This is a genomic window from Deltaproteobacteria bacterium (assembly GCA_016874755.1).
Taxonomy (GTDB): domain Bacteria; phylum Desulfobacterota; class Binatia; order UBA9968; family UBA9968; genus DP-20.
On the sequence record VGTH01000016.1, the window covers coordinates 20,354 to 46,168 of the forward strand.

Annotated in this window: 23 protein-coding genes; 2 read left to right on the top strand and 21 right to left on the bottom strand. The window is 55.4% G+C overall.

Features of this window, described 5'->3' with window-relative positions; all coding sequences use genetic code 11:
- Positions 1 to 157: 157 nt before the first annotated feature.
- A complete protein-coding gene (locus FJ145_11625) occupies positions 158 to 1,177 on the bottom strand; it encodes a hypothetical protein (protein MBM4262063.1) in 1,020 nt (339 codons plus the stop codon).
- 177 nt (positions 1,178 to 1,354) lie between these two features.
- Here FJ145_11625 and FJ145_11630 point away from each other — a divergent pair, with 177 nt between their 5' ends.
- Positions 1,355 to 2,344: an ABC transporter substrate-binding protein gene (locus tag FJ145_11630; protein MBM4262064.1), complete on the top strand. Its 990-nt coding sequence runs from the start codon at positions 1,355 to 1,357 to the stop codon at positions 2,342 to 2,344.
- A gap of 84 nt (positions 2,345 to 2,428) precedes the next feature.
- On the opposite strand, the gene FJ145_11635 is transcribed toward FJ145_11630, so the two are convergent.
- The 9 genes from FJ145_11635 to FJ145_11675 form a co-directional block, all read right to left on the bottom strand.
- Entirely contained in the window at positions 2,429 to 4,027 is a 1,599-nt protein-coding gene (locus FJ145_11635; GenBank protein ID MBM4262065.1) for a UbiD family decarboxylase, read from the bottom strand.
- 31 nt (positions 4,028 to 4,058) lie between these two features.
- A complete protein-coding gene (locus FJ145_11640) occupies positions 4,059 to 4,949 on the bottom strand; it encodes a dihydrodipicolinate synthase family protein (protein ID MBM4262066.1) in 891 nt (296 codons plus the stop codon).
- Positions 4,950 to 4,992: 43 nt separating this feature from the next.
- Positions 4,993 to 6,237, bottom strand: a complete 1,245-nt coding sequence (locus FJ145_11645) for a Rieske 2Fe-2S domain-containing protein (GenBank protein ID MBM4262067.1) — start codon at positions 6,235 to 6,237, stop codon at positions 4,993 to 4,995.
- A gap of 36 nt (positions 6,238 to 6,273) precedes the next feature.
- Positions 6,274 to 7,653, bottom strand: coding sequence for a UbiD family decarboxylase (locus FJ145_11650; protein ID MBM4262068.1), 1,380 nt, complete (start codon positions 7,651 to 7,653; stop codon positions 6,274 to 6,276).
- Positions 7,654 to 7,676: 23 nt separating this feature from the next.
- Positions 7,677 to 8,561 carry an NAD(P)-dependent oxidoreductase gene (locus FJ145_11655; GenBank protein ID MBM4262069.1) on the bottom strand — a complete coding sequence of 295 codons (885 nt, stop codon included), beginning with the start codon at positions 8,559 to 8,561 and terminating at the stop codon, positions 7,677 to 7,679.
- 2 nt (positions 8,562 to 8,563) lie between these two features.
- Entirely contained in the window at positions 8,564 to 9,529 is a 966-nt protein-coding gene (locus tag FJ145_11660) for an ABC transporter substrate-binding protein (protein ID MBM4262070.1), read from the bottom strand.
- A 3-nt stretch (positions 9,530 to 9,532) separates the two neighbouring features.
- The gene (locus FJ145_11665; protein MBM4262071.1) at positions 9,533 to 10,744 is read right to left on the bottom strand and encodes an aromatic ring-hydroxylating dioxygenase subunit alpha; all 1,212 of its coding nucleotides are present in this window, start codon (positions 10,742 to 10,744) and stop codon (positions 9,533 to 9,535) included.
- Between the two features lie 117 nt (positions 10,745 to 10,861).
- A complete protein-coding gene (locus tag FJ145_11670) occupies positions 10,862 to 11,266 on the bottom strand; it encodes a response regulator (GenBank protein MBM4262072.1) in 405 nt (134 codons plus the stop codon).
- A gap of 208 nt (positions 11,267 to 11,474) precedes the next feature.
- A complete protein-coding gene (locus FJ145_11675; GenBank protein ID MBM4262073.1) occupies positions 11,475 to 11,840 on the bottom strand; it encodes a response regulator in 366 nt (121 codons plus the stop codon).
- Positions 11,841 to 12,054: 214 nt separating this feature from the next.
- On the opposite strand from FJ145_11675, the gene FJ145_11680 reads away from it, so the two are divergent.
- Positions 12,055 to 12,687, top strand: a complete 633-nt coding sequence (locus tag FJ145_11680) for a pyridoxamine 5'-phosphate oxidase family protein (protein ID MBM4262074.1) — start codon at positions 12,055 to 12,057, stop codon at positions 12,685 to 12,687.
- 249 nt (positions 12,688 to 12,936) lie between these two features.
- Here FJ145_11680 and FJ145_11685 read toward each other — a convergent pair whose 3' ends face one another.
- The 11 genes from FJ145_11685 to FJ145_11735 form a co-directional block, all read right to left on the bottom strand.
- Entirely contained in the window at positions 12,937 to 13,104 is a 168-nt protein-coding gene (locus FJ145_11685) for a PEP-CTERM sorting domain-containing protein (protein ID MBM4262075.1), read from the bottom strand.
- A gap of 91 nt (positions 13,105 to 13,195) precedes the next feature.
- Positions 13,196 to 15,385: a tetratricopeptide repeat protein gene (locus FJ145_11690; protein MBM4262076.1), complete on the bottom strand. Its 2,190-nt coding sequence runs from the start codon at positions 15,383 to 15,385 to the stop codon at positions 13,196 to 13,198.
- A gap of 47 nt (positions 15,386 to 15,432) precedes the next feature.
- Positions 15,433 to 15,651: a hypothetical protein gene (locus FJ145_11695; GenBank protein MBM4262077.1), complete on the bottom strand. Its 219-nt coding sequence runs from the start codon at positions 15,649 to 15,651 to the stop codon at positions 15,433 to 15,435.
- Between the two features lie 34 nt (positions 15,652 to 15,685).
- Positions 15,686 to 16,720, bottom strand: a complete 1,035-nt coding sequence (gene rfbB, locus FJ145_11700) for a dTDP-glucose 4,6-dehydratase (protein MBM4262078.1) — start codon at positions 16,718 to 16,720, stop codon at positions 15,686 to 15,688.
- Positions 16,721 to 16,753: 33 nt separating this feature from the next.
- The gene (gene rfbC, locus FJ145_11705) at positions 16,754 to 17,317 is read right to left on the bottom strand and encodes a dTDP-4-dehydrorhamnose 3,5-epimerase (protein MBM4262079.1); all 564 of its coding nucleotides are present in this window, start codon (positions 17,315 to 17,317) and stop codon (positions 16,754 to 16,756) included.
- Positions 17,317 to 18,402, bottom strand: coding sequence for a glucose-1-phosphate thymidylyltransferase (locus FJ145_11710; protein MBM4262080.1), 1,086 nt, complete (start codon positions 18,400 to 18,402; stop codon positions 17,317 to 17,319). Before FJ145_11710 ends, rfbC begins: the two co-directional genes overlap by 1 nt.
- Before the next feature lie 358 nt (positions 18,403 to 18,760).
- Entirely contained in the window at positions 18,761 to 19,447 is a 687-nt protein-coding gene (locus FJ145_11715; GenBank protein ID MBM4262081.1) for a tetratricopeptide repeat protein, read from the bottom strand.
- Positions 19,431 to 19,883 carry a polysaccharide deacetylase family protein gene (locus tag FJ145_11720; protein ID MBM4262082.1) on the bottom strand — a complete coding sequence of 151 codons (453 nt, stop codon included), beginning with the start codon at positions 19,881 to 19,883 and terminating at the stop codon, positions 19,431 to 19,433. Before FJ145_11720 ends, FJ145_11715 begins: the two co-directional genes overlap by 17 nt.
- Positions 19,884 to 20,118: 235 nt before the next feature.
- Positions 20,119 to 23,730, bottom strand: coding sequence for a preprotein translocase subunit SecA (gene secA / locus FJ145_11725; GenBank protein MBM4262083.1), 3,612 nt, complete (start codon positions 23,728 to 23,730; stop codon positions 20,119 to 20,121).
- 110 nt (positions 23,731 to 23,840) lie between these two features.
- A complete protein-coding gene (locus FJ145_11730) occupies positions 23,841 to 24,638 on the bottom strand; it encodes a glutamate racemase (GenBank protein MBM4262084.1) in 798 nt (265 codons plus the stop codon).
- Between the two features lie 80 nt (positions 24,639 to 24,718).
- Positions 24,719 to 25,813 carry a radical SAM protein gene (locus tag FJ145_11735; protein ID MBM4262085.1) on the bottom strand — a complete coding sequence of 365 codons (1,095 nt, stop codon included), beginning with the start codon at positions 25,811 to 25,813 and terminating at the stop codon, positions 24,719 to 24,721.
- Positions 25,814 to 25,815: the final 2 nt, after the last annotated feature.

Sequence of the window (25,815 nt, forward strand, 5' to 3'; positions counted from 1 at the left end):
TCAAGTTTCTCGATATGGCGCATGAAGCGATAGAGATTTTCCACTTCGCCGTATTCGAAGGTGGGCAGCTCGTGCCAACTTTTAAAATACTCTTCACCTGATTCACTCTTAACGCCGATCATTGACAACGCCTTCCGCCCCACAGCTACTCTGGAATCTATTTGAGAACTTCCTTTAGCTTCGCGACAACACCCACAGGCGTTTTGAAAAGTCTGCCGATGGTTTTCTCTAACTCCTCGCCGGTCATCGGATCGATACCGAGCCGCGACTTCTTGGTATCAGCCAGGAATTCCTGATCCTTCATCGTATCAGCGAATGCTTTGCGCAGCATGTCGACCCGTTCTTTCGGCGTGCGCGGTGGCAAAACATAGGAATAGATCATGTCGGACACGTCATGAATGCCGGCCTGAATGAGCTGGCGCGCGTCATCTGATTTAGCTAGACTGATCGCCAAAGGAATGTTTGGCAACTCCGGGATCGCTTGCGGCACGGTCTGCAACACCACAACGGCATCGCCTGATTCCAGCGCACGCGACCACGTAGCTTTGAGCGAATCCCAAGTCCAGCCGCACGCGCCGGCTAGCTCGCCGCCTTCTGCTGCCAAGCGCACATCGGCGATCCCTTTGTAGCCGGAGACAAGTTGAATCGGTAGATTAAGCGCCTTCTGGAGAATCAACGGAACATTTTGTGTCGCCGAACCGGGACCGGTAGCGCCTAGCTTCAATGGGGTTTTTGAAGCTGTCCATTGTTCGAAGCTGGTGATGCCGCTAGTCTTGGTCATAACGCACACGGCTTTGTCTTTAACCGGCACACCAACATGCTCGAACTTCATTGCGTCAAATTCGATACCAGGGCGGCCAAGAAGCTGCTGGACAAACAGACCGCCGTTTACGTTTCCAAGAGTCAGACCATCCGGCTTCGCGGCTCGAAAAACATGATTGGCCGCAACGAGGCTTCCAGCGCCGGTCATATTTTCGACAATCACGGTGGGATTTCCCGGAATATGTTTGTCGATATGTCGAGTGAGGGCTCTGCTATAAAGGTCGAAGCCTCCACCAGGACCGGCGCCAACGACTATTCGGAGGGTTTTGCCGCGATAAAATTGCTCTTGCGCGGACGCCGTCGCAGCAAAAAAAACTGTCAGGCAAAGGGCCAGCCAACAATGATGTAACTTCATAGTTTTTTCTTTATCGATGAAGCCTCTCTCTGACAGCGACCTTCGCGAAATTATGCGAAGCAGGCGGTAATGTCAAATAAACGGCGGTAGTTTGAGTTAGAACGAGCTTTCAGACATATTTGAGACCTACGGCAGAAAGTCGAAGGAAGTCGACACCGAAAGAGAGTCAAGAGTTCGATGTGGAAGCGAGGCAATTTGAAATCTTGCGCGGTAGTGATTCTACCTATCGTCTTACTGTTGTCGTCCGCGCTTTCACGTGCCCAAGAGAAATCTGCCCCAGAAAAAGTCCGCATCGCCATCGCCACCAGCTCGATGGCCTTTCTCGTGCCCTTCGTCGCCAAGGACCGCGGCTTTTATCTGAAGCATGGCTCGGAAGTCGAGCTGATCGTCATGCGGCCCAACATCGCCATGGCCGCGCTGCTCGGCGGTGACATCGACTACGCCGAGCTGATCGGCTCGGTGATCCGCTCGGCGGCGCGCAACCTGCCGGTGCGCGCGGTGTCGACCAGCATCAAGGCGCCATTTTTCAGCATCATCGCCCAGAACAAGTTCAAGACTCCCACGGACCTCAAAGGCGCTATCGTCGGCCTCACCTCCATCGGCGGCACCAACCATGTGAGCACGCGCATCACCATGCGCCAGTTCGGCCTCGAACTCGAAAAAGACATAAAGATCCTCGCCATCGGCGAAGAAAAGCTGATGTACGACACCTTCAAGATGGGCCGGGTCGATGCCGTGGTCCTGGCACCGCCCTTTTCAGTGCAGCTCAAGCGTGAAGGATTTCCGGTCCTGGCCCAAACCTCCGACCATGTCGTGATCCCCTTTTCCGGCCTCGGCACCACGCTCGATAAACTAAAAAGCAATCGCGCTCAAGCCAAGAAAGTCTTGAAAGCCGAGATCGAAGCGCTGCGCTACATCCACGGCAACGCCGCGGGGACCATCGATGTCATCCGCAAACGCTTCAACATGGACGAAAAGCTCGCCCGCGAATCCTACGAAGTCGTCGTCAACTCGTTCAGCAAAGACGGCCGCGTCCCCCTCGACGGCGTCGACATCCTCCTGCAAATCGAAAAAGACCAGAAGTTAATCCCAGCAACGGTAACCCCGCAGATGGTCGTCGAGGCGTCGCTCGCAGAAGAAGTTCTGAAAGAGTTAGGCGGGAAATAGGCGACCCGACAAATAGTTCACGAGCTGAACGATGATCATTCAGCTCGTGAACAGATTTTCGATACCTGCACCAAACCGGCAAGCTCACCCCAGTTTATTCACCCGCACCCGCTGCTGTGCGCGTTTCTCGCCGGTTTCGTAATGGTCGCCTTTGACAGCCGCTTGCGCGTCCTGCTCGTCTTCATCGGACCACAAACCTAAATCATAGCCGTGCCACGGATCCTGTGGTTGCAACTTGGGCAATTCCAAGCGCTCCCAGAGTTGCTTGGCGCGCTCCATGTATTCCTTCTTCGGCAACGACACCGGCGGGTAGGCCCACTTGCGCGTCGCGTCCATCAGCATCGCCGAAGAACCGGCGATTTCATCCACCGACAAGCCTTGCTCGTGGCCCGGGGGAAAAACCGATGGATCCATCTGCGGCGTGCGGTTGCGAATGATCAGCACGTCGCGATGCGGCTGCATGCGAAACGCCATAGCCCAAAAAAGCGAATCGAGATTGCGCGGGTTGATATCCTCGTCGACGGCGATAACCATCTTCCCGGTCGCCGGATTGTAACCGACCATGCTATGCAGCGCCTGCCAGACATGGGCCTGGTTGATCTTCTTCATCTTGATGACGCAGATCTGACGCACCGCGATGCTGTGAAACGCCACTTCGATAATGCCGGGGATGTTGCACTGATCGCGTAGGAAGCGCAGATAGTTTCCCTCCGCCGAAACCTGGCGCATAACGCTCGATTCGCTGGGCGGCATTTGGCTGATGATCGTCGCAAGAATCGGATTTTTGCGATGCGTGACACATTTTACTTCGAAGTAAGGGTTCAATAATTTCTCGGCGATGTAGCCAGTCGATTCGCCAAAGGGCGCTTCCGGTTCGAGAAACTCCGTGGAGATTTCACCCTCGATGACAATCTCGGCATTGGCGGGAACCAGCACATCGTTGGTTTTACACTTTACAACTTCAATGGCTGCGCCTGCCAAGCCGCCGGCAACGTCGAGCTCGCTGACGTTGAAAGGAATGCGCGACGGCGCCGTGTATGCCACGCAGGGAGGCGCGCCGATCACCAACGCCGCCGGCAGCGGCACGCCGCGCTCTTGACACTTGCGCCAGTGATAGCCGCCATGATTGCTCGAGCTCAGGAACACGCCGGTGCGGGTCGGGCTTTTGATGTGGCCGCGGTAGTTGCCGATATTGATGATGCCGGTTTCGATATCCTTGGTGAACCAGTGCGACGCGGTGGTAAACGGCGCGCAATCGTAGCCCGGCGTGGAAATCGGAATGGGAAATTCGCTAAGCGCGCCGTGCTCCATCAGCGATGCGCCCATATGAACTTCTTCCTGCACCGGCGCTTTCTCGACGACCTTGGGTGGAATCGGATTCTGCTGCGCCTTCGACCAACGGTCGACAATTTCTTCCGGCGCGCACTGCAAGCCGAAGCCATAGATCTGCCGCGATGCCGCCAGACTCCCGCACACCACCGGAATATCGTACTTGCGCCCCTTGGCATCAACGACGTTGGTGAAGATGAACGCGCGCCGCTCTTCTTCTGACAGACCGCGAAACTGCCAGCGCACCAGCGGCATCAGCTCGGTGTCTTTATTGATCTGCTCGTCGATCTTGACCAGCAGGCCGGCTTTATCGAGCGCGGCGATATGTTCTCTTAAGTCTTTGAAATAACCCATGAAAGTAGAATCCTTGTAAAATAGGCCGCGATTACTGCCCGAGAATCCCGTTGTCCCGCAGCTCCCGTTCAAGTTTCACGATCTCCTCCTTGGGCATCTGCTCAGTATCCCACTTGGGAAACCGCTTCACGGCAAGGCCTCGCATACGATAGACCTCTTGCAGCGGCGCGCGGCCCCACTTGCGCAGCCGCGCGGCGACGATGCGCGCTGCGGTGTCGACTTTTTTCTGCGCCTCGACCGCGCTCGGATAATCCTTCCTATCAAGGGAGTTGAATAAATCGACGCACAACTCGGGCACGAAACTTGTCGGCGGATTGATCATGCCGGCGAGGCCGAAAGGCACGAGTCCGAATAGATCGGCATTGCCCGTGAACACCGACACATCCGGCAGGAGGCGCACGTATTCGAGCAGCGCGCCCTGGCCATAGGCGACTTTGATGCCCTTCAATGCTGGCACCTGTTCTTTCATGCGCACGGCAAAGCCTGGGGGAATGGAGATGCCGGAGTATTTGGGATTCTCATAGATATAAATAGGCAGCGACACTGCTTTGTGCACCATCTTGTAATGCGCCATGATCTCGAACTCGGTGTGATCGGAATAGTAATACGGCGGCACAATCGCCACCGCGTTCGCCCCATGCTGCGCCGCGTGCTCGGCTAACTCCGTAGTGCTCCACGCATCGGCCGTGCCGATGTGAATGATGACAGGCACGCGCTTCTTCGCCTGATCAAGCGCGACAGCCGCAGTCTGCTTGCGTTCGTCAATGGTCATCGCCGGCCCTTGTCCGGTCGACCCGGCAACGAACAACCCCTGCACTCCCGCCTTGATATGAAAGTCGACGATCTGGCGCATCATCTGTTCGTCGACACGCACTTTCTCGTCGAACGGTGTGATCACCGGCAGTAAAACCCCACGAATCATGATTTCCTCCAGCCAATTTCAGAAAATTTTCCACTGTCCATTTTCAATTATCAATTAATTTTCTAACTCCCACCGCCGTATCAAGCGCCGTCGTGCCACTCTTCATGTCCGTCGGCAGCGCTCCCTTCGGCGTGCCGCCCTGCTGCGCGGTCTCGATGGCGTCCAAGACGATGTTGCGAAACTTGATCACACCGCGATCGGACGTGCCAAGCTGCTCGCTGCGCTCGCCGAGCAAACCTTGGGTGCCCTGGGTCATGATATCTTCTTTGCGCACGTTGCCTTTGTACGGCATGAATTTTCTTTTGTCGTAAGGCTTAACTTCCTGGATCGGCGTTTCCTTGGCGCGCATCTCTTTCAAGCGCGCAAAGAAATTTTCCTCAGGTCCCCGATAATTGTCAGCGGTAAACAGCATGAAATGATCGTCGTCGTTGGGCGTGACGAACATCCAGTGCTCGCAGCGCGAGCCCTCCTGGATCAGCGCCGCCGCGTCCATCTTGGCATGGACAAATTCGGTGTCGCCTACCTGCACGATCGCCGGCAGCGCGAGACTCATCTCGTCGATAAACTCCGTCCCCGGCCGCGGCCCCGGTTTGGTCATGACGACTTTCATGCCATAGGGCATGTCGACAAACTCGAAATGTGGCATATCAGTGTAGCTAAAAAAATGATCGCCCCACGACTGCTGGCCGTAGCCGGCGTGGCGGTGCAGCACGCAGACATGCACCGGGTCGGCGGAGTTTTCGAAGAAATTGAACCAGTTGTACTCGGCGTGGCGCACGGGCTCCACTTGCCGTTGCCCGCCGCGATCCTGCAACGGCGGATAAATCGGCAGCGGCGGCGGATTTTCACGCTCCGCGCCCAGGTAGGCAAAGATCAATCCACCCTGCTCGCGCACAGGATAAGCAAGGTGCTTCACCTTCTGTGGAAATTTAGAATCCTTGGGCTCGCCCGGCATTTCCAAACATTGTCCGCGCACGTTGAACAGCCAACCGTGATAGGGACAGCGGATGCCGCCATCTTCGATGTCGCCATACTCGAGCGACGTCCCGCGATGCGGGCAGTTCTGACCAACCAGCCCTAGTTGCCCATTGCCATCGCGAAACAATATAAGATCCTCGCCCAGCACCCGCACCGCCTGCGGGATGTCATATAACTCCTGGGTCGTGCCGACGGCGATCCAGTAGCGGCGAAACCAGTCTCCCGCCGGTGTGCCGGGGCCAACGCGGGGAATATCCGCAATCTTAAGCTTTTTGTTCCTTCCTCGCTTCGCACTTTTCGTCGTGTTCATAACCCACTTCCTAGGCGGTTGACCGGTCTCAGTGGTTCAAGACTTTAACCCGTACTCCTTCCACTTCTGCAAAACCTGCTCGCGCATCTTGTCCGTCGGCTCGGCCACTTCGCCGCGGAAATTTTCTTTGATCGTCAGATCGAGCATCAGCTTCGACGTAAAGCCGTCTGCTTCCGCCGACGGCTCCAACGAACTGGTGATACTGCGCGGGATCACGAACATGTCAGTGGCCGGCTGAAAGCGCGTTGTCAGCGCCCACAGAACTTCGTTCGGGTCTTCCATGTTGATGTCTTCGTCGACGACGATGACGTGCTTCCACTTGCCGCTGCGGGTGTAAAGCGATGAGGCGAGAATTTGGTTGGCGATGCCGCGGCGCATCAAACGCTTCTCCACCTGCAAAATCAAAACGATCGACACCCCCCAGGGCGGCGCGTAGGCTTTCTTCAGCGCGGGATAGGCGGGCTTTAACTCTTGATAGGCCGCGACCGCGTAGGTCAAAGCGTCCACATACAGATGCTCATGGGGCGGTTTGCCGAGCCAGATGTTGTGATAGATCGGATTGCGCCGATGGGTGACCGCTTTGATCGTCATGATCCGTTCGTTGGGCACCTGCGCCGTTGTGTAACCGCAAAATTCGCCGAACGGCCCTTCGTCGCCGGTCTTCGCCGGAATCGTCAGCTCGCCTTCGAGCACGATCTCGGCCAGCGCCGGCACTTCGAGATCGATGGTGCGGCACTTTACGACGTCAACCGGCTCACCGGCCAAACCGCCGGCGATTTCCAATTCAAAAACTCCGGCGCGCGGTTCGAATTGCGAAGCAACGTACACCGCCGGCGGCACACCGATGCAGACCGCCACTTGAAAATTTTTCTGGCCGCGCTTCTCGGCATTGCGCATGAAGTCGTGGCCGTCGTGGCCCGGTGTGAAACGAAGGGTCACTTCGTTTTTCGACACCAGCATCATGCGGTAGATCGCCAGATTGTTGCCGAACTCGGGGTCTTTGATGATCACGTGGCCGGCGGTGATGTACGGTCCACCGTCGCGCGGATTGTTCGTGCACAGTGGCAGCTTCGTAATATCGACGTCTTTCCCCTCGTAAACCACTTCTTGGCACGTACCGCTGGCCACTAATCGGGTTGGGATCGGCTGGCTCGCCCGCTTCACGGTTTCGTCGAAAACGTTCTCCTGCGACAGGCCGAGCGCCAGCGCAACTCGCCTGTCGCTGGCCAACAATTGACCGACCACCGGAATCTTGTTGCTCTTGACGTTCTCAAACAGCAGCGCCGGGCTGTTGGGCTTTTCATTGTGGATCTTACAAATCGCGCCCAGCTCGTGCTTCGGATCGACCTCGGCTTTGATCTTCGTGAGCTCGTGCTCTTCTTCCAAGACTTTGAGAAACTCGTGCAGGTCCATCATGTCGTAATTACCAACCGTCCTCTCTAATTCAGCAGCGACAATTTCGCTTCGAATCCCAACACCGTTTTTGCCTTTGCCACAGAGTAACCGCTGCAGGCTCCATCCAAACCCTCTCGTAGATCACTTACCTGGGAAAGATAGCGGCTGGCAAGCTCGCGAAACGAAATGTCCACCAGATTTCCGGTTGCGGCGATGTTAAAAATTTGATGCCCCGGCAGGGTCGCTTCCAGCGCCAAGCGCACCGCGCGCGCCGCGTCGCGCGCGTCAATATAGCTCCAAAGCGCGCCCGTGCCGCGAACGAGCGGATCTTTCTTGCGCTCTAACAGCATAGCGCGGTGCGCTTCGGTATAGATGCCGGAGAAGCGCAGGCTCACAATCGGCATACCGCTCTTTCGGCTCAATGCGTCGCAAAGCGTCTCGCCGACGAGCTTCGTGAGTCCGTAGGGATCTTGCGGCCGCAACGGATGTGCCTCGTCCACTGGCAAGTAAGCCGGCAACAAATCTGTCGAAGGATAGTAGAGTCCATAGATCGCCAGGCTCGAGCCGCAGACGATTTTCTTCACGCCCGTCGCCTGCGCCGCCGCGAGAACATTATTCGTGATCGCCAGGTTTTGGTTGAACAGCTCGGCATCGCCGGCGCTGTCACGGAACTCAAATTTCAACGTGGCCGCATTAAACCCGTTCTCGGTGTAGGGGAAACGTACGCGCGCCAGATGCACCACCGCATCGGCATTTTTAAAATGGTCGGCAAGCCGGTCGATTTTCGTCAGATCGGTCACATAGGTGGGGCACAAACACTCGCGCGGCTTGATCGTGTCGAGCACCGAAACGCCGTGCGCGTGGGTGAACAGCTCGCGCACGACAAACTGGCCTAGTCTCCCCGAGCCGCCTGTAACAACCACGCGCATGGCTATTTCCCCAATGAACGGAAATAGCCGGCCTGCTCGAGGTCTTTGAGTAAGCTATTGTCGACAAAATCGCCGGCCTTTGCCTCGCGCGCTTCTTTGCCCGGCGTGCGCTTGAGAATTTCGTCAATACTTTCCGGCCGCACGTAGGGAATCCGATCGCCGCTGTAACGAACATAGGTTTGATGGAGCTGCGCCAGGGTTTCCGGATCGACGACCTTGGTGTACTTCGACAGCACTTTCATGCTGAACTCTTTGTCCGCGCGCAGCCGCTGCAAACCTTGATTAAAACCACGCATAAACCGCAGCGCCGTGTCGCGCTGCGCGCGAATAAACGGTCGCGTGGTCGACAGCGGTGTGTTGGGAAAAACGATCTTCAATTGCCCGACGTCCTGCAGCTCATGCATGCCGGCCTTGGCTGCACGAAAATTGCTCGGCGGCGATAGCACCACCGCATCGAGCGCACCGGAAATCAGCGCCGCCAAACCTTCCGGCATGCCGCCGGTCTGAATCACCGTGACCTGCCCGCGCTCCATGCCCCACTGCTGCAGCGCCGCGTCGAGCGCCCAATCGGTCGAGCCGCCCAGGCGCGTCACACCGACTTTCTTGCCGCGCAACTGCGCCGGTTGTTTGACTTCCGACCGCGCCATGATCGAGAACACCAGCGAATTGCCGGTGTTGCCGATCAAAACCAAGTCCGAGCCGCGCAGCGACGCGTTGATCACCGGAACTGACGGTCCGTAGGCAAACGGCACATCGCCGCTGAGCATCGACTGGATCAACAGTGAGCCGCCTCCAATGTAGAGCAGCTCCGTGTCGAGCCCTTCGCGCTTGAAGTAACCGCCTTCCTGCGCCACCCAGAGAGACGACATGGCGCCGCTGATGGCGCTGTAGGCGACTCGCAGCGGCGCGGCGCGCGACACCGAAGGTCCAAACAGCAGAAAAAGCGCCAGCACAATTGCGTGAATCATCAGTTAGAAAAGTCCTTTCGCGCGAATCCCCGTGAACGAATCGATCGTAACCATTTCATCCGCCCGCGCAGCGGTAACAACGCCCTTGGGCGTCTTACCTTGCCGCACCGCTTCTATGCCGGCAAGAATCAGCTTGCGAAGCAAGATCACGCCCTTGTCGGACGTGCCGAGCTGTTCGGTGCGCCGATCGAGTTTGGGCTGCGTCGTCTGGCAGGCGATATCCTCGGTGCGCACGCTGCCACGAAACGGGGCAAACTGCCGTTTGTCATAGGGCTTCTTTTGCACCGGCGCCTCGACCCGCCGGCTGGGCGAAAGTTTTTCGAAGAACTCAGGATCGTCGCCCATGTAGTGGTTGACGGTGTAGAGTGTAAAGCTCTCGTCGTCGTTGGGCGTGACAAACATGATGTGCGCATTGTGCGAGCCGGCGGCGAGCGCCTCCTTGGGTTGTTTGAAATGAGTGAATTCGGTGTCGCCGATCTGCATCACGCTCGGCAGCGCAATGCTCTTTTCGTCGACATATTCCGTCGCGTCCGTCGGCCCTGGCTTGCGCGAGATCACTTTCATGCCGTAGGCAGTTTCGACGGCGTCGAATGGCGGCACATCGCGATAGTTAAAAAACCAACTGCGCCAGGTGCCATCAGTCGGATCGGCACGATGGAGGATCGAGAAATGCACCGGATCGGCGCCGTTCTCGATAAAGTTAAACCAGTTGTAATGGAACTGCCGGGTCGCTTCCAAAGAACGCTGCCCCGCGGAGTCGCACAGCGCTTTGTACTTGGGCAGCGGCGGCGGACTGTCCTGCTGCGGTCCTAAGTAAGCGAAGAGAATGCCGCCCTGCTCTTTGACTGGGTAGGCGAGATGCTTCACCTTCCGAGGAAACTGACTGCCCGGCGGCTCGCCGGGCATGGCAAGGCATTGGCCGCGCACATCGAACAACCAGCCATGATAGGGACAGCGAATGCCGCCGTCTTCAATGTCGCCGTATTCCAGCGACGTGCCGCGGTGCGGACAGCTCTGGCCGACAAGTCCGTAGCGACCGTTCGGATCGCGAAACAGGACTAAATCTTCACCAAGAACTTTAACGGCTTGGGGAATGTCGCGCAGATCGCGCGTTGTGCCAACGGCTAGCCAATAACGGCGAAACCATTCGCCAACGGTTGTACCGCGGGCAACGCTGGGGAAATCAGACAGAGAAACTTTCTTACGGGAACCCATGAATCGACGGCTGCAGCGGGCGGTGCCCAAGGCATGCGACTATTCATGAATTAATATGTGCTGGGGTGGCTGTCAATCGCGACGGCAGCCTACTAGATGACAAGTGGACTCGCGCAGTTACGAAGCCAATGCCGCAGCTGGCCGAGGTTGGAGATAACGGCGCACGGCTTTTCTGAGGGTCTCTACGTTGACCGGTTTGTAAATAACCTCGGCCGCACCGGCCGCGATCGCATCGGCAAAAAGACCTTCCTTCATCGACGCAGTCAAAACCACGATCGGAGGATCACAAGAGAGCCGACGAGCCTTGATGCGGCGGATCGCTTCGATCCCATCCATCACCGGCATCATCAGATCCATGATAATCAAGTCGGGCCGTTCGTTGATCGCCTTTCTGATTCCTTCCAGGCCATTGCTCGCATGGATGGTTTGATAGCCCAAGTGCTCGCCGATGACGACGAAGAGATCGCTCAAGCTATCGTGATCTTCCACCAATAAGATTTTTTGACTCAATTGAACCTCCAACTTGCCTCGGTCTTAGTGGACTGGGCACAGCACCGCAACCACTATGCAGAAAAAACTCGGCAGGTTTGTTGGTAGAATCTTATTGTTCATCGCCGTTGCCAAGCAGAGTCGCGGAGCCAATCGCTAGCGCCGCGGACCCATTAATAGTTCCATTGACGAGAAATTATTTCAAGACTCTGCGCAGTAAATGCCCTCGAATGCGGCAGTGTCAGACCACGTACTTGCCCAATGTGCCCCCAAGCGCGGCAACACCTAAAGGCTTAGGTAAATAATCTGACGCCCCTGCTTGCAGAGCCGCTGCCCGGTGTTGGTCGTCGATCAAAGCCGTACACACCACCACGGGGATATCCCGCGTAGCTCGATTATTCTTGAGCAGCCGCGTGGTTTCGATGCCGTCGAGGCCGGACAACATAAGATCCATGACGATCACATCCGGGCGCTCGGTTGAAGCTATAACAATCCCTTCCATCCCAGACTCGGCGCGCACAACCTCATAGCCCAAGTGCTGCGCCATCGTCACGAAGATCTCCTGGAAGTCCGGATTGTCCTCCACCAGCAGAATCTTTCGTCCCATGCTTGTTTTAAGCCGACATTAAGCACAGAACGCTCCAAGAAGTATACTGAATGGTTTTCAGCTACTTAGAGCTGCCAGGCATCGGGCTCATGAAGGAAATATTTTACAGTTGTGCAGGGACAGAACGTTGACAAGACCTGGTTCACTAATGGATATTGAACCAATCCAACGAAGACTACCGCTTCTTAATGTCATCGACAAAGGGAAATATGAAATGAACCCAAGAGAACTCAACGATGCCTATGCAGTTAAATCGCTGGACGATCTGGCGAAAATTTACGCCGAGCCGTTCCCCCATGTCGCCACCAAGGAAACTGACCACATCACTGAGGTCGGGCGAAGCTTCATTGCGGCATCACCATTTCTGGTGCTCGCGACCTCTAATGGGGTTAGCATCGACTGTTCGCCGAAAGGCGATGCGCCGGGTTTCGTGCAGCTCCTCGACGACCGCACCTTATTGATCCCTGACCGGCCGGGCAACAACCGCATTGACGGGTTGAAGAACCTGCTTATTGATCCGAAGGTCGGACTCATTTTCATGGTCCCGGGATCGAATGAAACCTATCGCGTAACTGGCAGCGCGACCATCAGCACGGACCCGCAGCTGCTGAAGCGCTGCGAGGTCGGCGGCAAGCTGCCGCGCGTGGTCATGGTCGTCGCTGTCGAGGAAGCGTTCAATCACTGTCCCAAGGCCTTTGTGCGTGCCAAACTGTGGGAGGCGAAGGCACAGCAGAGCGGCGCCCCCACCCACGGCGACTTCGCCGCTGCCCGCGACGGCAAGGATGCGGATTATGCCAAGAACTACAATCAGAAGTACGCCCAGCGCATAAAGAGCGAGCTTTACTGACCGAACTGCGAAACGAAAATCACCATCGCTTGCTGAACTTGCGCCGCCGTTCGACGAAATTTTCGAAGAAGATCGCTCATCCCCACCACCGCCGATCCCACCCACCAAGAGTTCCTCGTGCTCATCGTTTAGGACGAAAAAAACCTACCGTGAGAATCTCCGCCTAACACGACTGCGAAACGCCAAGCTCCTAAAAAAACAAAGGCCGGGTTTATTGCCCGGCCTTTGTTTTTTTCTTTGGGTTGGTTTTTAGTTCTTACAACTCACCCAAGCAACCACCCCGACCAAACCCGCCCCCAGCAAGAACATCGCAGAGGGTTCCGGCGTTTGCATCGTTGGCGGAAGGGCTACGATTCGAATCGCACCGGCATCGTAACAGGGGTCCACCGCTGGGTTAAACGCTGGAGCTACCTCCATCTTGCGTTACCAACACAAGCATTACCGATAGACAAGTGTAAGGCAAACTTACATTTTTATGAAGTTTCATGGGCAACTTATCAAATTTATTCTATTTTCCCTGAAGCTCTGCCAACGTCTTCTTCGCTTCGTCGACTCCCGGAAAGCTCTGGTTGCTTGCCAATGCCTTTGTGAGCGATTCCTTCGCTAGAACTTTGTCGCCGGACCTGTTGGCCGCCATACCGAGGTGATATAGAATCGCCGGGTTCGAGTTCTTCGTCTTCTCACTGCTTTCCTTAAGTAGATCCAGGGCCGTGCTATAGATCCCCTTCTTGTAATAGATCCACCCCAATGTGTCGCCGATGCCGGGATCATTGGGATTGGCTTCCCTCGCACGCTGTGCAAGGCCCAGAGCGATGTCCAAGTTTCCGCCGTATTCAGCATAGTTCCAAGCCAGATTGTTAACTGCCGGGTAAAAGTTTTTATCGATATCGAGAATCTTCTGGTAATATTCGTTCGATTTTTGCGGTTGTTTCTTAATGTCGTAGAGAATCCCCATCATCATGTAGGGTTGGATGGCCTTGGGATTCTTTTTGATAACCTTCTCATACTGCTCAATCGCAACGTCAAATTTCTGTTGCGCGGCATAGGTATTGCCAATCAGAAAATACGCCGACAAAAGATTTGGATTGAGCTCGGTGGCTTTGTTGAGATGTTCAATCGCTTTGACGAAGTCTTTGCCTTCCAGGTGGATTTGACCGAGCAGTTGGTGAACTTGTGCTGGATTTTTCGAGTTCTTCAGGTGTTGTTGGACCAGCTCCGTGGCACCCTTGCGGTCGTTTTGCCGCAGCATCAGTTGCGCAATCGCTGTGAGGGCTTCGTTGCGGCCAGGATCGAGCTTTAGGGCAGCCTCATACTCCTTGATCGCTTCGGGATACTTTTTCTGGATGACGTACACAGCCGCGATATTGAGCAGGGGGGCCGGGTCGCGCGGGCTCAATTCTCGCGCTTTTTTAAACAACTCCAGCGCTTTGCCACCGTCGCCCCTGCCGAGACGCGCGGCACCGCTGGTGATGAGTGCCGCCGGATTATTCGGTTGAATACTCAGCACCTTGTCGCTTTCTTCCAAGGCCAAGTCCCGATCCCCAGTGGCCAGATGCAGCTGCGCCAAGCTCAAGCGTGGGAAGGTCCAGTTTGGGCTCAGTTCAGTGGCCTTCGCAAAGTTTTTCTTTGCCTCTTGAATCTTGTTAGACCGAATCAGCGCCTGCCCATAAAAATAGAATCCACCGGCAAACTGCGGCGCATTGAGAGTGACCTTCGACAGGTCTTCGATCGCTTTGGGAATATCGTTGCGGCCCAAAGCGAGCCGCCCACGGTAAAATAAACCTTGGGTATCGCTCGGCTGAGCCTTCAGAATGTCGTTGACATATTCGGTCGCTTTAACAATGTCGTTTTTACTGACGTAGAAATCGGCAAGCTGTTTTTTGGCAACGATGGAATCGGGCTTCTTCTTTAGAAAGTCCAGGTAGAGTTTCTCGAGCTCCGCGGTGCGGCGACCAGCGGAATAAAAGCTTCCCAGCACGTTTAGTAACTCTTCGCTTTCAGGATCGCTCTTGATCGCCGCTAGCAATTCTTCCTCGGCCTTCTGCGAATTATCCGTCGCCGCATACAGCTGGGCGAGAGCGATTTTGGCTCGATTGAGCTTACCGTCGAGCTCCAGTGCTTTGCGATAAGAGGTTTCGGCAGCCTTAAAATCACGCTTGAGAAACTGAATCTGTCCGAGATCGACATAGATCTGCGCCTTGCCGGGTTCTTTCGTCAGAACTTCTTGCAGCTGTTGAATTGCGGTGTCCGGGTCCTTGCTTGCAATCGCGATCTGCGCGGCCAGGTAGCGCGCTTCCTGCGCGTCCTTGTCTTGCTCCTGAATTTTTTGCAGTTCTTGCTTGGCCTTCGGGAGGTCTCGCGCGAGCAACAATAAGTTGGCCATTTGGTAACGGGCTTGAATGAAATTGGGCTTGAGATCCACGGCCCTGACAAATTCGGCGTAGGCGGCTTTCGGATCGCCTCTTTTGAGCAGCGCCACGCCAAGCTCGTGGTGTGCTTCCGGATGCGCGGGATCGACTTTTAATGCGTTTTTAAATTCGATAATCGCTTCATTGACTTTGGCCGCCGTCATGAAATCGCGCGCCTTAGTCAGATAGCGATCGCGTTTGGTCTGCGGGCTAAGGCCGATTTCGAAATACCTTGCCGCGCCAAAACCTAGCACCGCGATGACAACGCCCAAGATGATAAAACGTCTCATGACGATTCCCTTCGCTGATCTAGTTCACGATACGCTAAGTTGTGGCACTATTGATTGGTCGAACGTTCCGCAAAAAACTGCACGGTCTTTTCGAGCCCCGTTCTGACGTCAACCAGAGGCCGATAGCCGAGCAAGGTCTCAGCCCGAGTTATGTCAGCCAAGGAATCGCGCACATCCCCCTGCCGAGACGGCTGATATTCCACCTGCGCATGGATTTGCAGAATGTCTTCAAGCGAGCGAATCAGATGGTTGAGCGTGATGCGCACACCACATAAGAACCGCCTGTCTCTTTGCTACTTCTTATTGGCCGAACCGCATTGAATACTGCTGGTCGTAGTAACGCCGATACTCACCGCTCTTAATTCGTCGCCACCATTGCTGCTCCCTGCAGAACCAGTCAATCGTATCTCGAAGGCCGGCATCGAGCGAAATACTGGGTCTCCAAGACAGCTCGTTGCTTAGCTTCGATGCATCGATCGCGTAGCGCCGGTCATGGCCGGCCCGGTCTGTAACGTAGCGGATGAGACTTGGAGGCTTGCCTAAGGCTCGGAGTACCTGTTCAGCCATGTGGAGGTTGGTTTGCTCGCCGCCGGCGCCGATGTTATAGATCTCGCCGACCGTGCCGTGCTCCAAAACACACAGCAAAGCACGGGCATGGTCCTCTACATGGATCCAGTCTCTTACTTGCATCCCATCGCCATAAAGTGGCAGCGATTTATCCTCTAAAGCATTCGTGATAAAGAGCGGCAGAAATTTTTCCGGGAATTGATAGGGTCCATAGTTGTTGCCGCACCGCGTGATCAGGGTCTGCACACCGTAACTTTTGTGATAGGCCCGTAATAGCAAATCAGCAGCGGCTTTACTTGCCGCATAGGGGCTGTTGGGCTTAAGCGCATGGTCCTCGGTAAATGCACGACCCCCTGGGGCCAGCGCACCGTAGACTTCATCGGTCGAAACTTGCAGAAAACGCTCAACCGGCTGGCTGCAGGCAGCCTCCAGCAGCACGCGGACACCTTCAACGTTGGTACGAAGAAACGGCGCACTATCCAGAAGTGAGCGATCGACGTGCGTCTCGGCCGCAAAGTTGATAACCGCGTCGATATTTTCCTTTTGCAAGATTTGCTTGGTTGAGGCCAAATCTGCAATATCACCTTGTACGAAATGATATCGCGCGGGATCCCTAGTTTCCCTGTCCTTGGAAAAATTCTCTAGATTGCCGGCATAGGTGAGCAAATCTAGATTGACAACTCGGTAGTTGGGCCGCTCTCGAAGAACCAGCCGAACGAAATGACTACCGATAAATCCACAACCACCCGTGACTAGCAGATGCTTCAACCTCAACTCCTCAGCTGATTTTGTCCAAACGCCTCAAGAACCAGTGTAGTCGAAGCCATTATCTGATTGGGCAAGAGGGGGCCAGATTTGATCGCGTCGCGATAGCGTCGGCGTAGCAATCGGCCAAGTAATGCCTAAAGCGGGGTCGTTCCAAAGCACACCGCGTTCACAATCAGGCGCATATTCGTCGGTTACCATATACAGCAAAACGGCTTGCTCGCTGGTCACACAGGCGCCGTGGGCAAATCCTGCCGGGATATAGAGCATGCGTTTGTTCTCCGCGGACAGCTCGATTGCCGCCCACTGGCCGTATCGCGGCGAGCCCTTGCGAAGGTCGACCGCCACGTCAAATATCGCACCTACTGCGGCGCGTACCAGCTTGCCCTGAGCCCTTGGAGCGTTTTGATAATGCAAGCCACGCAGCGTTCCGCGAGTGGAAAAGGAATGATTGCACTGCACGAATTCCTCTTGGATACCGCAGCGCGCGAACTCTGATCGCTTGTAGGTCTCCATAAAAAAACCACGCTCGTCAGAAAACACCTTGGGTTCGATCAACAGAACCTCGGGAAGATCGAGAGGTGTAAACACGAACGGCATTACAACAGAACCTCGGAGTCGTCGCCGATCATCAGCCTATACGCGTGATGAGTGCCATGATCTTTAACAACGACAGAATTTTTACCTAGCAAGCTGTCCTCTAAGCGATCGACGTTCTCTACCCGTGCGGATTCCAAAAAAACGCAGTGCTCCAACACCGAAGAGATAATTTGGCAGCCATCCGCAATCGAAGTAAACGGCCCGATAAACGAATTTTCAACCAGGACGTTATCCCCAATAACGACTGGACCGCGAATTTTGCTTCTCACGATCCGGCTATTCTTGCCCAACTGTACACGGCCGGTCACATTACTCGCGCTGTCGACGTCGCCTTGGATAGAGCGTTGAATCCAATCGTCGAGAACCACAGTATTGGCCGTCAAGAGGTCGTCTTTCTTGCCCGTGTCCAACCACCACCCGTCTATCTTGTCGCTAAGCACCTTACCACCGCGGATGAGCAACGATTGAATAGCGTCAGTGATTTCTAGCTCACCGCGCCACGAGGGCTGAATCTGGCTTATCGCATGGTGAATCTCGGAGGAAAAAATATAAATCCCAACCAACGCCAAGTTGGACTTTGGTGCATTCGGTTTTTCAACGAGGTTTCGCACGCGCCCAGCCTCGTCGATCTCAGCGATGCCGAAAGCGGAGGGGTTGCTCACCTCCTTTAAAAGTATCATCGCGTCGGCATCCGAACGCGCGAACTCCTCGCAATACTGCGATATCCGCGAGCCAATCAGATTGTCACCGAGATACATGATGAATGGGTCGTTACCCAGATAAGGTTGAGCAACTTTGACTGCGTGAGCAAGTCCCAGAGGCTCTTCTTGAAGAATGTAATCGATCTTCAAGTCCCAGCGCCTGCCGTCGCCAATCGCACTCCTGACGGCATTTCCAGTCTCCGGGCATATGACCATGCCAACTTCGCCGATACCCGCCGCTTTCAAGTTGTCTAGCACGTAATAAAGAATGGGTCGGTTAGCCACCGGGACCAATTGCTTGGCCGCGGTATGGGTCAACGGCCGCAACCGCGTGCCTCGACCTCCGCTTAGTATCAGTCCCTTTAATTTAGCCGCCCCGCTCATTTCTTATCCTGCTCTCGACACGAATCGTACAAATTCCTCTGCGTGGATAGGCTTCCGCCAAGCGCGCATGTGACCGAAGTCAAGTCGCCCAGAGAATTTACGACGAAAAAAGCCACGCGTGCCAATTTTTGGACGGATTAGACACCCGCCTGCCCAGAGGGGCTGCAACACTTAGCCCACCCAACACAACGCGCTAAGCGGTAAAATGACTTGTCGTCACTCGATGTAAGCGGTTCTTGGCCGTTTCTCAAGACGAATTTGCGAAATTGCGTCTAGAACTCCTTCGTCTCACAGGCACTGCCCTGCCCGTTCGGTCATCACCGGACGCATTTTACGCAAACAGCATTCCAAATACAGCTTAGCGTCCCACTTTCGCTAGCTTTTCTCTCAATGTCTTAAAAGGCACACCGTATTCGATGGCCTTTTCCGACTGCTTGCGAGCCAAATCATATCGCTTCTGGTCAAAATAGAGGAATCCAAGGCTGTAATAGGCCCGCCCATAGTTGGGTTCAATTTCGATCGCCTTTAGAAAAGCTTCCTCGGCTTTCTTCAAATTACCAATCTTGTAATAGACGGTTCCTATGTTGAAATGGGCTTCTGAATACTGTGGATCAAGTTCTAGCGCTGCTAGAAAATTCCTGATTGCGCCGTTGGAGTTGCCTTCAAGCGAGTCCACCACTCCCAGGTTTGAATAGGCGATGTGCTTAAGCTTCAGGCCACCAAGGGCGGGGGCATCATCTTTGAGGTTAATGATGAAGAGGAAGTTTTGTCTAGCTGCGTGCAGCTCGTTGTTCTCGAGTTGATCAACCCCCAAAATGAGATGATTCACCGCCGCTGCATTCGAGTTATACTTCGGAAGATGCCCCTTGATTGCCTCGCGCGCCGTCGGCAGGGGGTTCCAATTGGCATCCTGCGCGAACGCTTGGGAGCCTCCGTAGCCGCCTGACAACAATAAGGCGGCCAACACGTAAGCGCACAATCCGCTTCGATGCTCAAGGTCCGCGCAGCAATAAAAGCTCGGCAACAACTCATTGATCTTTTTCATACGTGTTCCCTCTCCGGTAAAGATAACTCAGCCTACACGCCAAACTGGGCAAATGCGTTTCCCAGACGCTGTATCGTCGCAATCTGAAACAATCCGAAACACTGTCATTAACTCCGCTCAACGTCGTAACGGAGCCCGCCAAGTTCAACTCTCTGACAAGATCGATTACTTCTGCGCTGAAATCAGACTCTTTGCCATTTGGAAATGCACAGAGACTGACGGGCCGCTGAAGCTCACGTTCAATACTGCTTTTGGACGATACCAGCTCATCACGAGCCTGGGATAAGCTTACTTTCGTCAGTATCACGTGATTGACCGTGTGCGAGCCGACGTCCCAACCCTCTTCTGCCATCAAGCGCAGCTCGCCCCAGTTCAGCATAAGCCGCTGTGGTCCGCGATTGTTGGCTTTAAAAGCCGCGATAATTCCGTCCAACATTCTGTTTTTTTATCTTCGGCACATGATTTGAGGCGCTCTTGAAGCAGTGTTAGTGCGACCAACTTATCTGCCGGGCTTTCCACTGAGAGATCAAGCTCATGTTCGCCCGCTGGGCAACGCACCCTTTTCAAGTCCGTATGCTTCACACTCCACGCCAGCCGGTCATTCCACAGCGCCGGCGGCGCCGGCGCTCCACTCAAACCCACTAAATAGTTCGCGATTGACGGGGAAAGTTTTAGCGTCCGTGGCAGCGCTTGTATTTCTTGCCGCTGCCGCACGGACAGAGGTCGTTGCGGCCGACTTTGTCGGCGGCACGCTTTTTGGGATCGCTGCGCCCGGGGCCGATTGCTTCATCGCCATGGCTTAGCACCACGCGCTGCGGCCGTGGCTGCTCCATCGACATGATCGGCGGCACGGCCGCCGCCGGCGCCGCCTCACGGGCGATTTCCACCGTAAAGAGCTTTTGCACGACATCTTCTTCGACCTTGTGGACCATTTCCTCGAACATCTCAAAACCCTCTTTCTGATATTCCTGCAGAGGGTTTTTCTGCCCATAGCCGCGCAGGCCGATGCCTTCTTTTAGGTGGTCCATGCTCAGCAGATGATCTTTCCACAAGGTGTCGATGGTCTGGAGCATGAAAATTTTTTCTAGTTGCCGGAGCATAGGCGGGCTGAAGCGCCGCTCTTTGTCCTCATAAACCTCGGTGAACTTTTTCTCTGCCAATTCACAAAGGTCGTCATAGTTCAAAGAATCCTGTTCTTCCGGTTTTAGGTCGAGGCGCAGATTGAATTGGTGATGCATCCCCTCGCGCAGGCCCGGCCAATCCCAATCCCTAGGATTATCTTCCTTGTTGCAGTAACGAGCGACCACATCTTCGTTTAAACCCACAGCCATCTCCAACACTTGCTCTTTGAGCGACTCGGCCTTAAGCACCTCACGCCGCTGGCTGTAGATCACTTCGCGCTGCTTGTTCATGACGTCGTCGTATTCGAGAAGATGTTTACGGATATCGAAGTTGTGCGCTTCGACTTTCTTTTGGGCGTTTTCAATGGCACGCGTCACTAAACCATGTTCGATGGGCACACCTTCTTCCATACCCAGCCGTCCCATGATGCCCTGGATGCGGTCGGCGCCAAAAATGCGCATCAAGTCATCTTCCAACGACATGTAAAAGCGCGACGAACCGGGGTCGCCTTGTCGACCGGCGCGACCGCGCAGCTGGTTGTCGATGCGCCGGCTCTCATGGCGCTCGGTGCCGAGAATATGCAGCCCCCCGGCCGCGATCACGCGCTCACGCTCTTCGGCGCAGGTTTTGGTGTAATTGGTTAGGATTTCATCGAAACGCTGGCGATACTCGTCCGGTGCCTTGTCGAGCTGCTCGCGAATCTCTTCGACCATGCGGGTGTATTCTTGCCGTTTGTTTTCGTAATTTCGCTGCGCCTCTTGAATCGCCGCCTCATAGGGCTTGCGGATCTCCTCGCAATGAGTCTCTGCCTCTTCAAAAGCTCGATGCACTGTTGTGTATTCCTGCACCAACTCGGCGTGTTCACCATCGGCTAGTGTCGCCAACGCCTTGTCGAATTCCATATCGATGGCGCGCTGTTCATAGTTGCGGCGCTTGTCATCTAAGACTTCGGCGAATTGGCTGCGGTCGCCGTTGCGTTGCTGCCACTGTTCCAACGCTTGATCGAACTCCTGCCGTGCTTCGGCGAACGCCGCATCAAGACCTTCGACGCTGCCGTTATCACTTAGCAAATGGCGCTCGAATTCCTGTTTGGCACGCAGAAAGCCGTCCGGTATCGCGCGCATGTTGTGCAGCGCTTCGATCAACGCAGTGGCGGACAAATCTTCGTAACGCTGGCGCGCTTCGCGGTAGGGCGAGATTTCGCGGATTTGCCGCTGTAGTTCGGTCGACCGCTTGAGCGCGTCGCTGCGCTGTTGCTCATACTGTTCGCCATCTTTACGATAGCGCGCCTCAGCCTTCTTGACATCTTCGTCGTATTTTTCCCGCAGCTCGCGCAGCGCGTCTTCGTAACGCCCCGCGCCCTGCACCGGCAACTTGGCGGCGCGGCTAATCCATTCGTTCTCCATGTCCGAGCGCGCCAAGAAATCGGCGTTGCCACCGAGCAAAATATCGGTGCCGCGGCCGGCCATGTTAGTCGCGATCGTCACCGTGCCGTAACGGCCTGCTTGCGCGATGATCGTGGCTTCGGCCTCGTGGTTGACGGCGTTCAACACGTTGTGTTTGACGCCCTTTTCCTTCAGCAGGCGCGACAAATGCTCCGACTTTGCCACGGACACGGTGCCGACCAACACGGGCTGGCCCTTGGCATGGCGCTCGGCGATCTCGTCTACGGCGGCGTTGAATTTCTCAGCCTCGGTTTTATACACGACGTCGGGATGGTCGATGCGCACCATGCCGCGATGCGTCGGGATCACGACGACGTCAAGCTTGTAAATCTTCTTGAACTCCGGCGCCTCGGTATCCGCTGTGCCGGTCATGCCGGCAAGCTTCTTGTACATGCGAAAATAGTTTTGAATCGTGATCGTCGCCAGAGTCTGGTTCTCTTCACGGACATGGACCCGCTCCTTGGCTTCGACCGCCTGATGCAGACCGTCGGACCAGCGCCGCCCCGGCATTAGCCGGCCGGTAAACTCGTCGACTATGATGACTTCGCCGTCTTTGACGACATAGTCGACATCGCGCTTGAAAATCGCGTGCGCCTTCAACGCCTGCTGGACGTGGTGCAGCGTATCGATCTGGCGCGGATCGTAGAGATTGTGCACACCGAGCAGCCGCTCCACCTTGGCAACGCCGCTCTCGGTCAGGGTTACCGAACGGCTCTTCTCATCGACGGTATAGTCGCCCTGCTTCTCGATCGCCGCGCGATCTTCCTGGTTCGGGTCGCCTTGAATCACCGCGCCGCGCTGCAACTTCGGGATAATTCTATCGATGATGTAGTACTTGTCCGTCGACTCTTCCGCCGGCCCGGAGATGATCAACGGCGTGCGCGCTTCGTCGATCAAAATATTATCGACCTCGTCGACCACCACGAAGTTTAATTCCCGCTGGACATATTCCTCGATGGAGAACTTCATGTTGTCGCGCAGGTAGTCGAAGCCGAATTCATTGTTTGTGCCGTAGGTAATATCGGCGCGATAGGCTTCTTGGCGCGAGATCGACCGCAGATTCAAATAGCGATAATCCTTAGTGAGAAACGTCGGGTCGAACAGATAGCTCGCTTCATGGACAATGGAGGCAACACTCAAGCCTAGCTTGTGATAGATCGGCCCCATCCATTGTACGTCACGGCGTGCCAGATAGTCGTTGACCGTGATCAAATGGACACCGCGGCCGGTGAGCGCGTTCAGATAGAGCGGCAGCGTTGCCACCAGGGTTTTACCTTCGCCGGTTTTCATCTCGGCGATTTTACCCTCGTGCAGCACCGTGCCGCCGATCAACTGCACATCGAAATGGCGCAGCCCAATGGTCCGGCGTGACGCCTCACGCACCGCCGCAAACGCCTGCGGCAGCAGTTCTTCCAGGCAATCGTTCTCTGCTTCACGCAGCGCTTTGTCGGCTTCTTCGATTTGGGCTTTCAGCTCCTCGCGCCGCTCGGCGTCGCCGCCCTGCGCCTCCTGCTGCAGCTCCTCCAGCGCACTGCGTAATTCCGCGGTGGCATCGACGATACTCTTTTTGAATTCAGCTGTCTTGGCCGCCAATGCTTCGTCGCTGAGCTGCTGGAGCTCTGCTTCGAGCTTATTCACGTCACCGACGTAGGGCCGGATCCGCTTAACCTCGCGTTCATTCTTTGTGCCAAAGATTTTCTTAATGACAGCTAGCATGCTTTGCCCAGCTCCCTGCGCCTGCCGCTTGGTTTCGTAGGACACGCGCAAAGTATTAGAAGATTTGCGATTATTCTACAGGATACCAAGCGAGAATGAAATTGGCCAAATTAGCGCTCGATGCGCACGGCCGACTCCACTTTATCGCCCAAAAAACGGCGCCCGACCTTAATAAACCGCTCCGGAGCATCGGTCACAAAGAAGCCGTGGCTTGCTCTGCCAGCACCTTTGGCGAGGGACAACTTCTTCAGGGTCGCCTGCACCTCTTTTGCCGTTTCCTCGGCGGAGTCAACCAGCCGCACCTTTTTGCCCAGGTACTTGCGAATCGCTTTCTTAAGCAACGGGTAATGCGTGCAGCCCAGAATCAATGTATCGATGCCGCTTTGCTTCAGGCTACCGAGGTAAGCTCGCACGGTCATTTCCACGACCGCGTTATCGGTCCACCCTTCTTCGACTAGCGGCACAAACAACGGACAAGCGCGGCTGTACACTTCGATGCCGGGCTCCGCCGCCTTCAAAGCCCGCGTATAGGCGCCGCTTTGAATCGTCGCCTCGGTGCCAATCACACCGACCTTCTTGTTTTTGCTGCTGGCGACCGCGCGCCGCACGCCTGGCTCGATCACGCCAATGATGGGCAGCGTCAATGCAGTGCGCAGCCGCTCGAGCGCAATGGCGGTTGACGTGTTGCACGCCACGACAATCATTTTGACGCCCTTTTCGGCGAGGAATTCACTGTTTTCAAACGAATAGCGCAGCACGGTTTCGGTCGATTTGCTGCCGTAGGGCGCGCGCGCGGTGTCGCCCAAGTAAACGGTATTTTCGTTCGGCAGTGCTTCGATGATCTGGTGCAACACCGTCAGACCGCCTATGCCGGAATCGAAAACCCCGATGGCGCTCTCCGCGCTCATTTTGGATTTTCGATTTTGGGTTTTGGATTGTCGCTCAACCACAGATCGCTCTTTCTGGCTTCAATCGGAAAATCCAAAATCTAAATTCCAAAATTGGCCAGCTGCCCTGCCAGCTCTTTTTCACAGCTCGGCGCAAAACCGAAAACCTGCTGCCAAACTTCGCTGGATTCCATGCAAAGATAAGCTTTCGTAGTCGGTGCCAAAGGACGAATCCACCCGAGCATCTTACGATACATCTCAACGCGTAGCGGCTGAAAATAGCGCAGCTTGCCATCGGGACAGAGAACCTGTTCACCCGTGAGCAATTGAGTCTTCGGAAAACGCTGGCGCATGACGCGCTTTAGAGCCGGCGTGTCGCGCAACACGCCCATGCTGAGCCAGGCAATACGCCGCCAATCGACCGCCGCGAAAGTCTGCTCGATCATATCCCGATAGTCGTCTTCCCAGCCCGGGTATTCGATGATCGGGTCGAAGTGAAAGCCCAAACGATAGCCGGCGCTTTGACAGCGCCGCGCGGCAGCCAAGCGAGCGCTGAGCGACGCCGTGCCGTGCTCATCTTGATCGATCACTCTCTGTGGGTTCATCGACCACGAGACCACGACATGCTCTTTCGGATCGATATCGAGCAAGCCGTCGACACAATCGCTCTTGGTCTTTAGCTCCAGCAGAACATTGGGCTGCTCGGCAAAAAACGGCACCACCGCGCGGGCAAAGCCGATGTAGGGCTCCAATGCCAAGCTATCCGTGATCTCGCCCGTGCCAATGCGAAAGAAATAGCGTCGGTGTTTACTTAGCATCTCGTCAGCTTCGGTCAGCAAATCATCGACGTTGCTAAAGACGGTCAGTGCGGCATTGTCGGCAAGATAATCCTGCAGGTAGCAATAGCTACAGTCCATCGGGCAATTGCTGGCGAAATTGATCACGAAATAGTTGCAACAGACTTGTCCCTCACTGCCCGGACACTTCTTCAAAAACTCACCGCGGTGCCGGGCCAGTGTCAGGGTTTTTTTCGCCGCACCGAACCCGTCGCGCAACCCGCCATCGCTTTGCTTGGCATCTACGCAATCGACGATCTTAAACTTCGCGTCGGGCAAGGCCCTGCGTAAATTTTCGTAGACAAGGCTCGACTGCGAGCCCTCTTCGACGACAATCTCTTCGGGTTGAAATAGTTGCATCG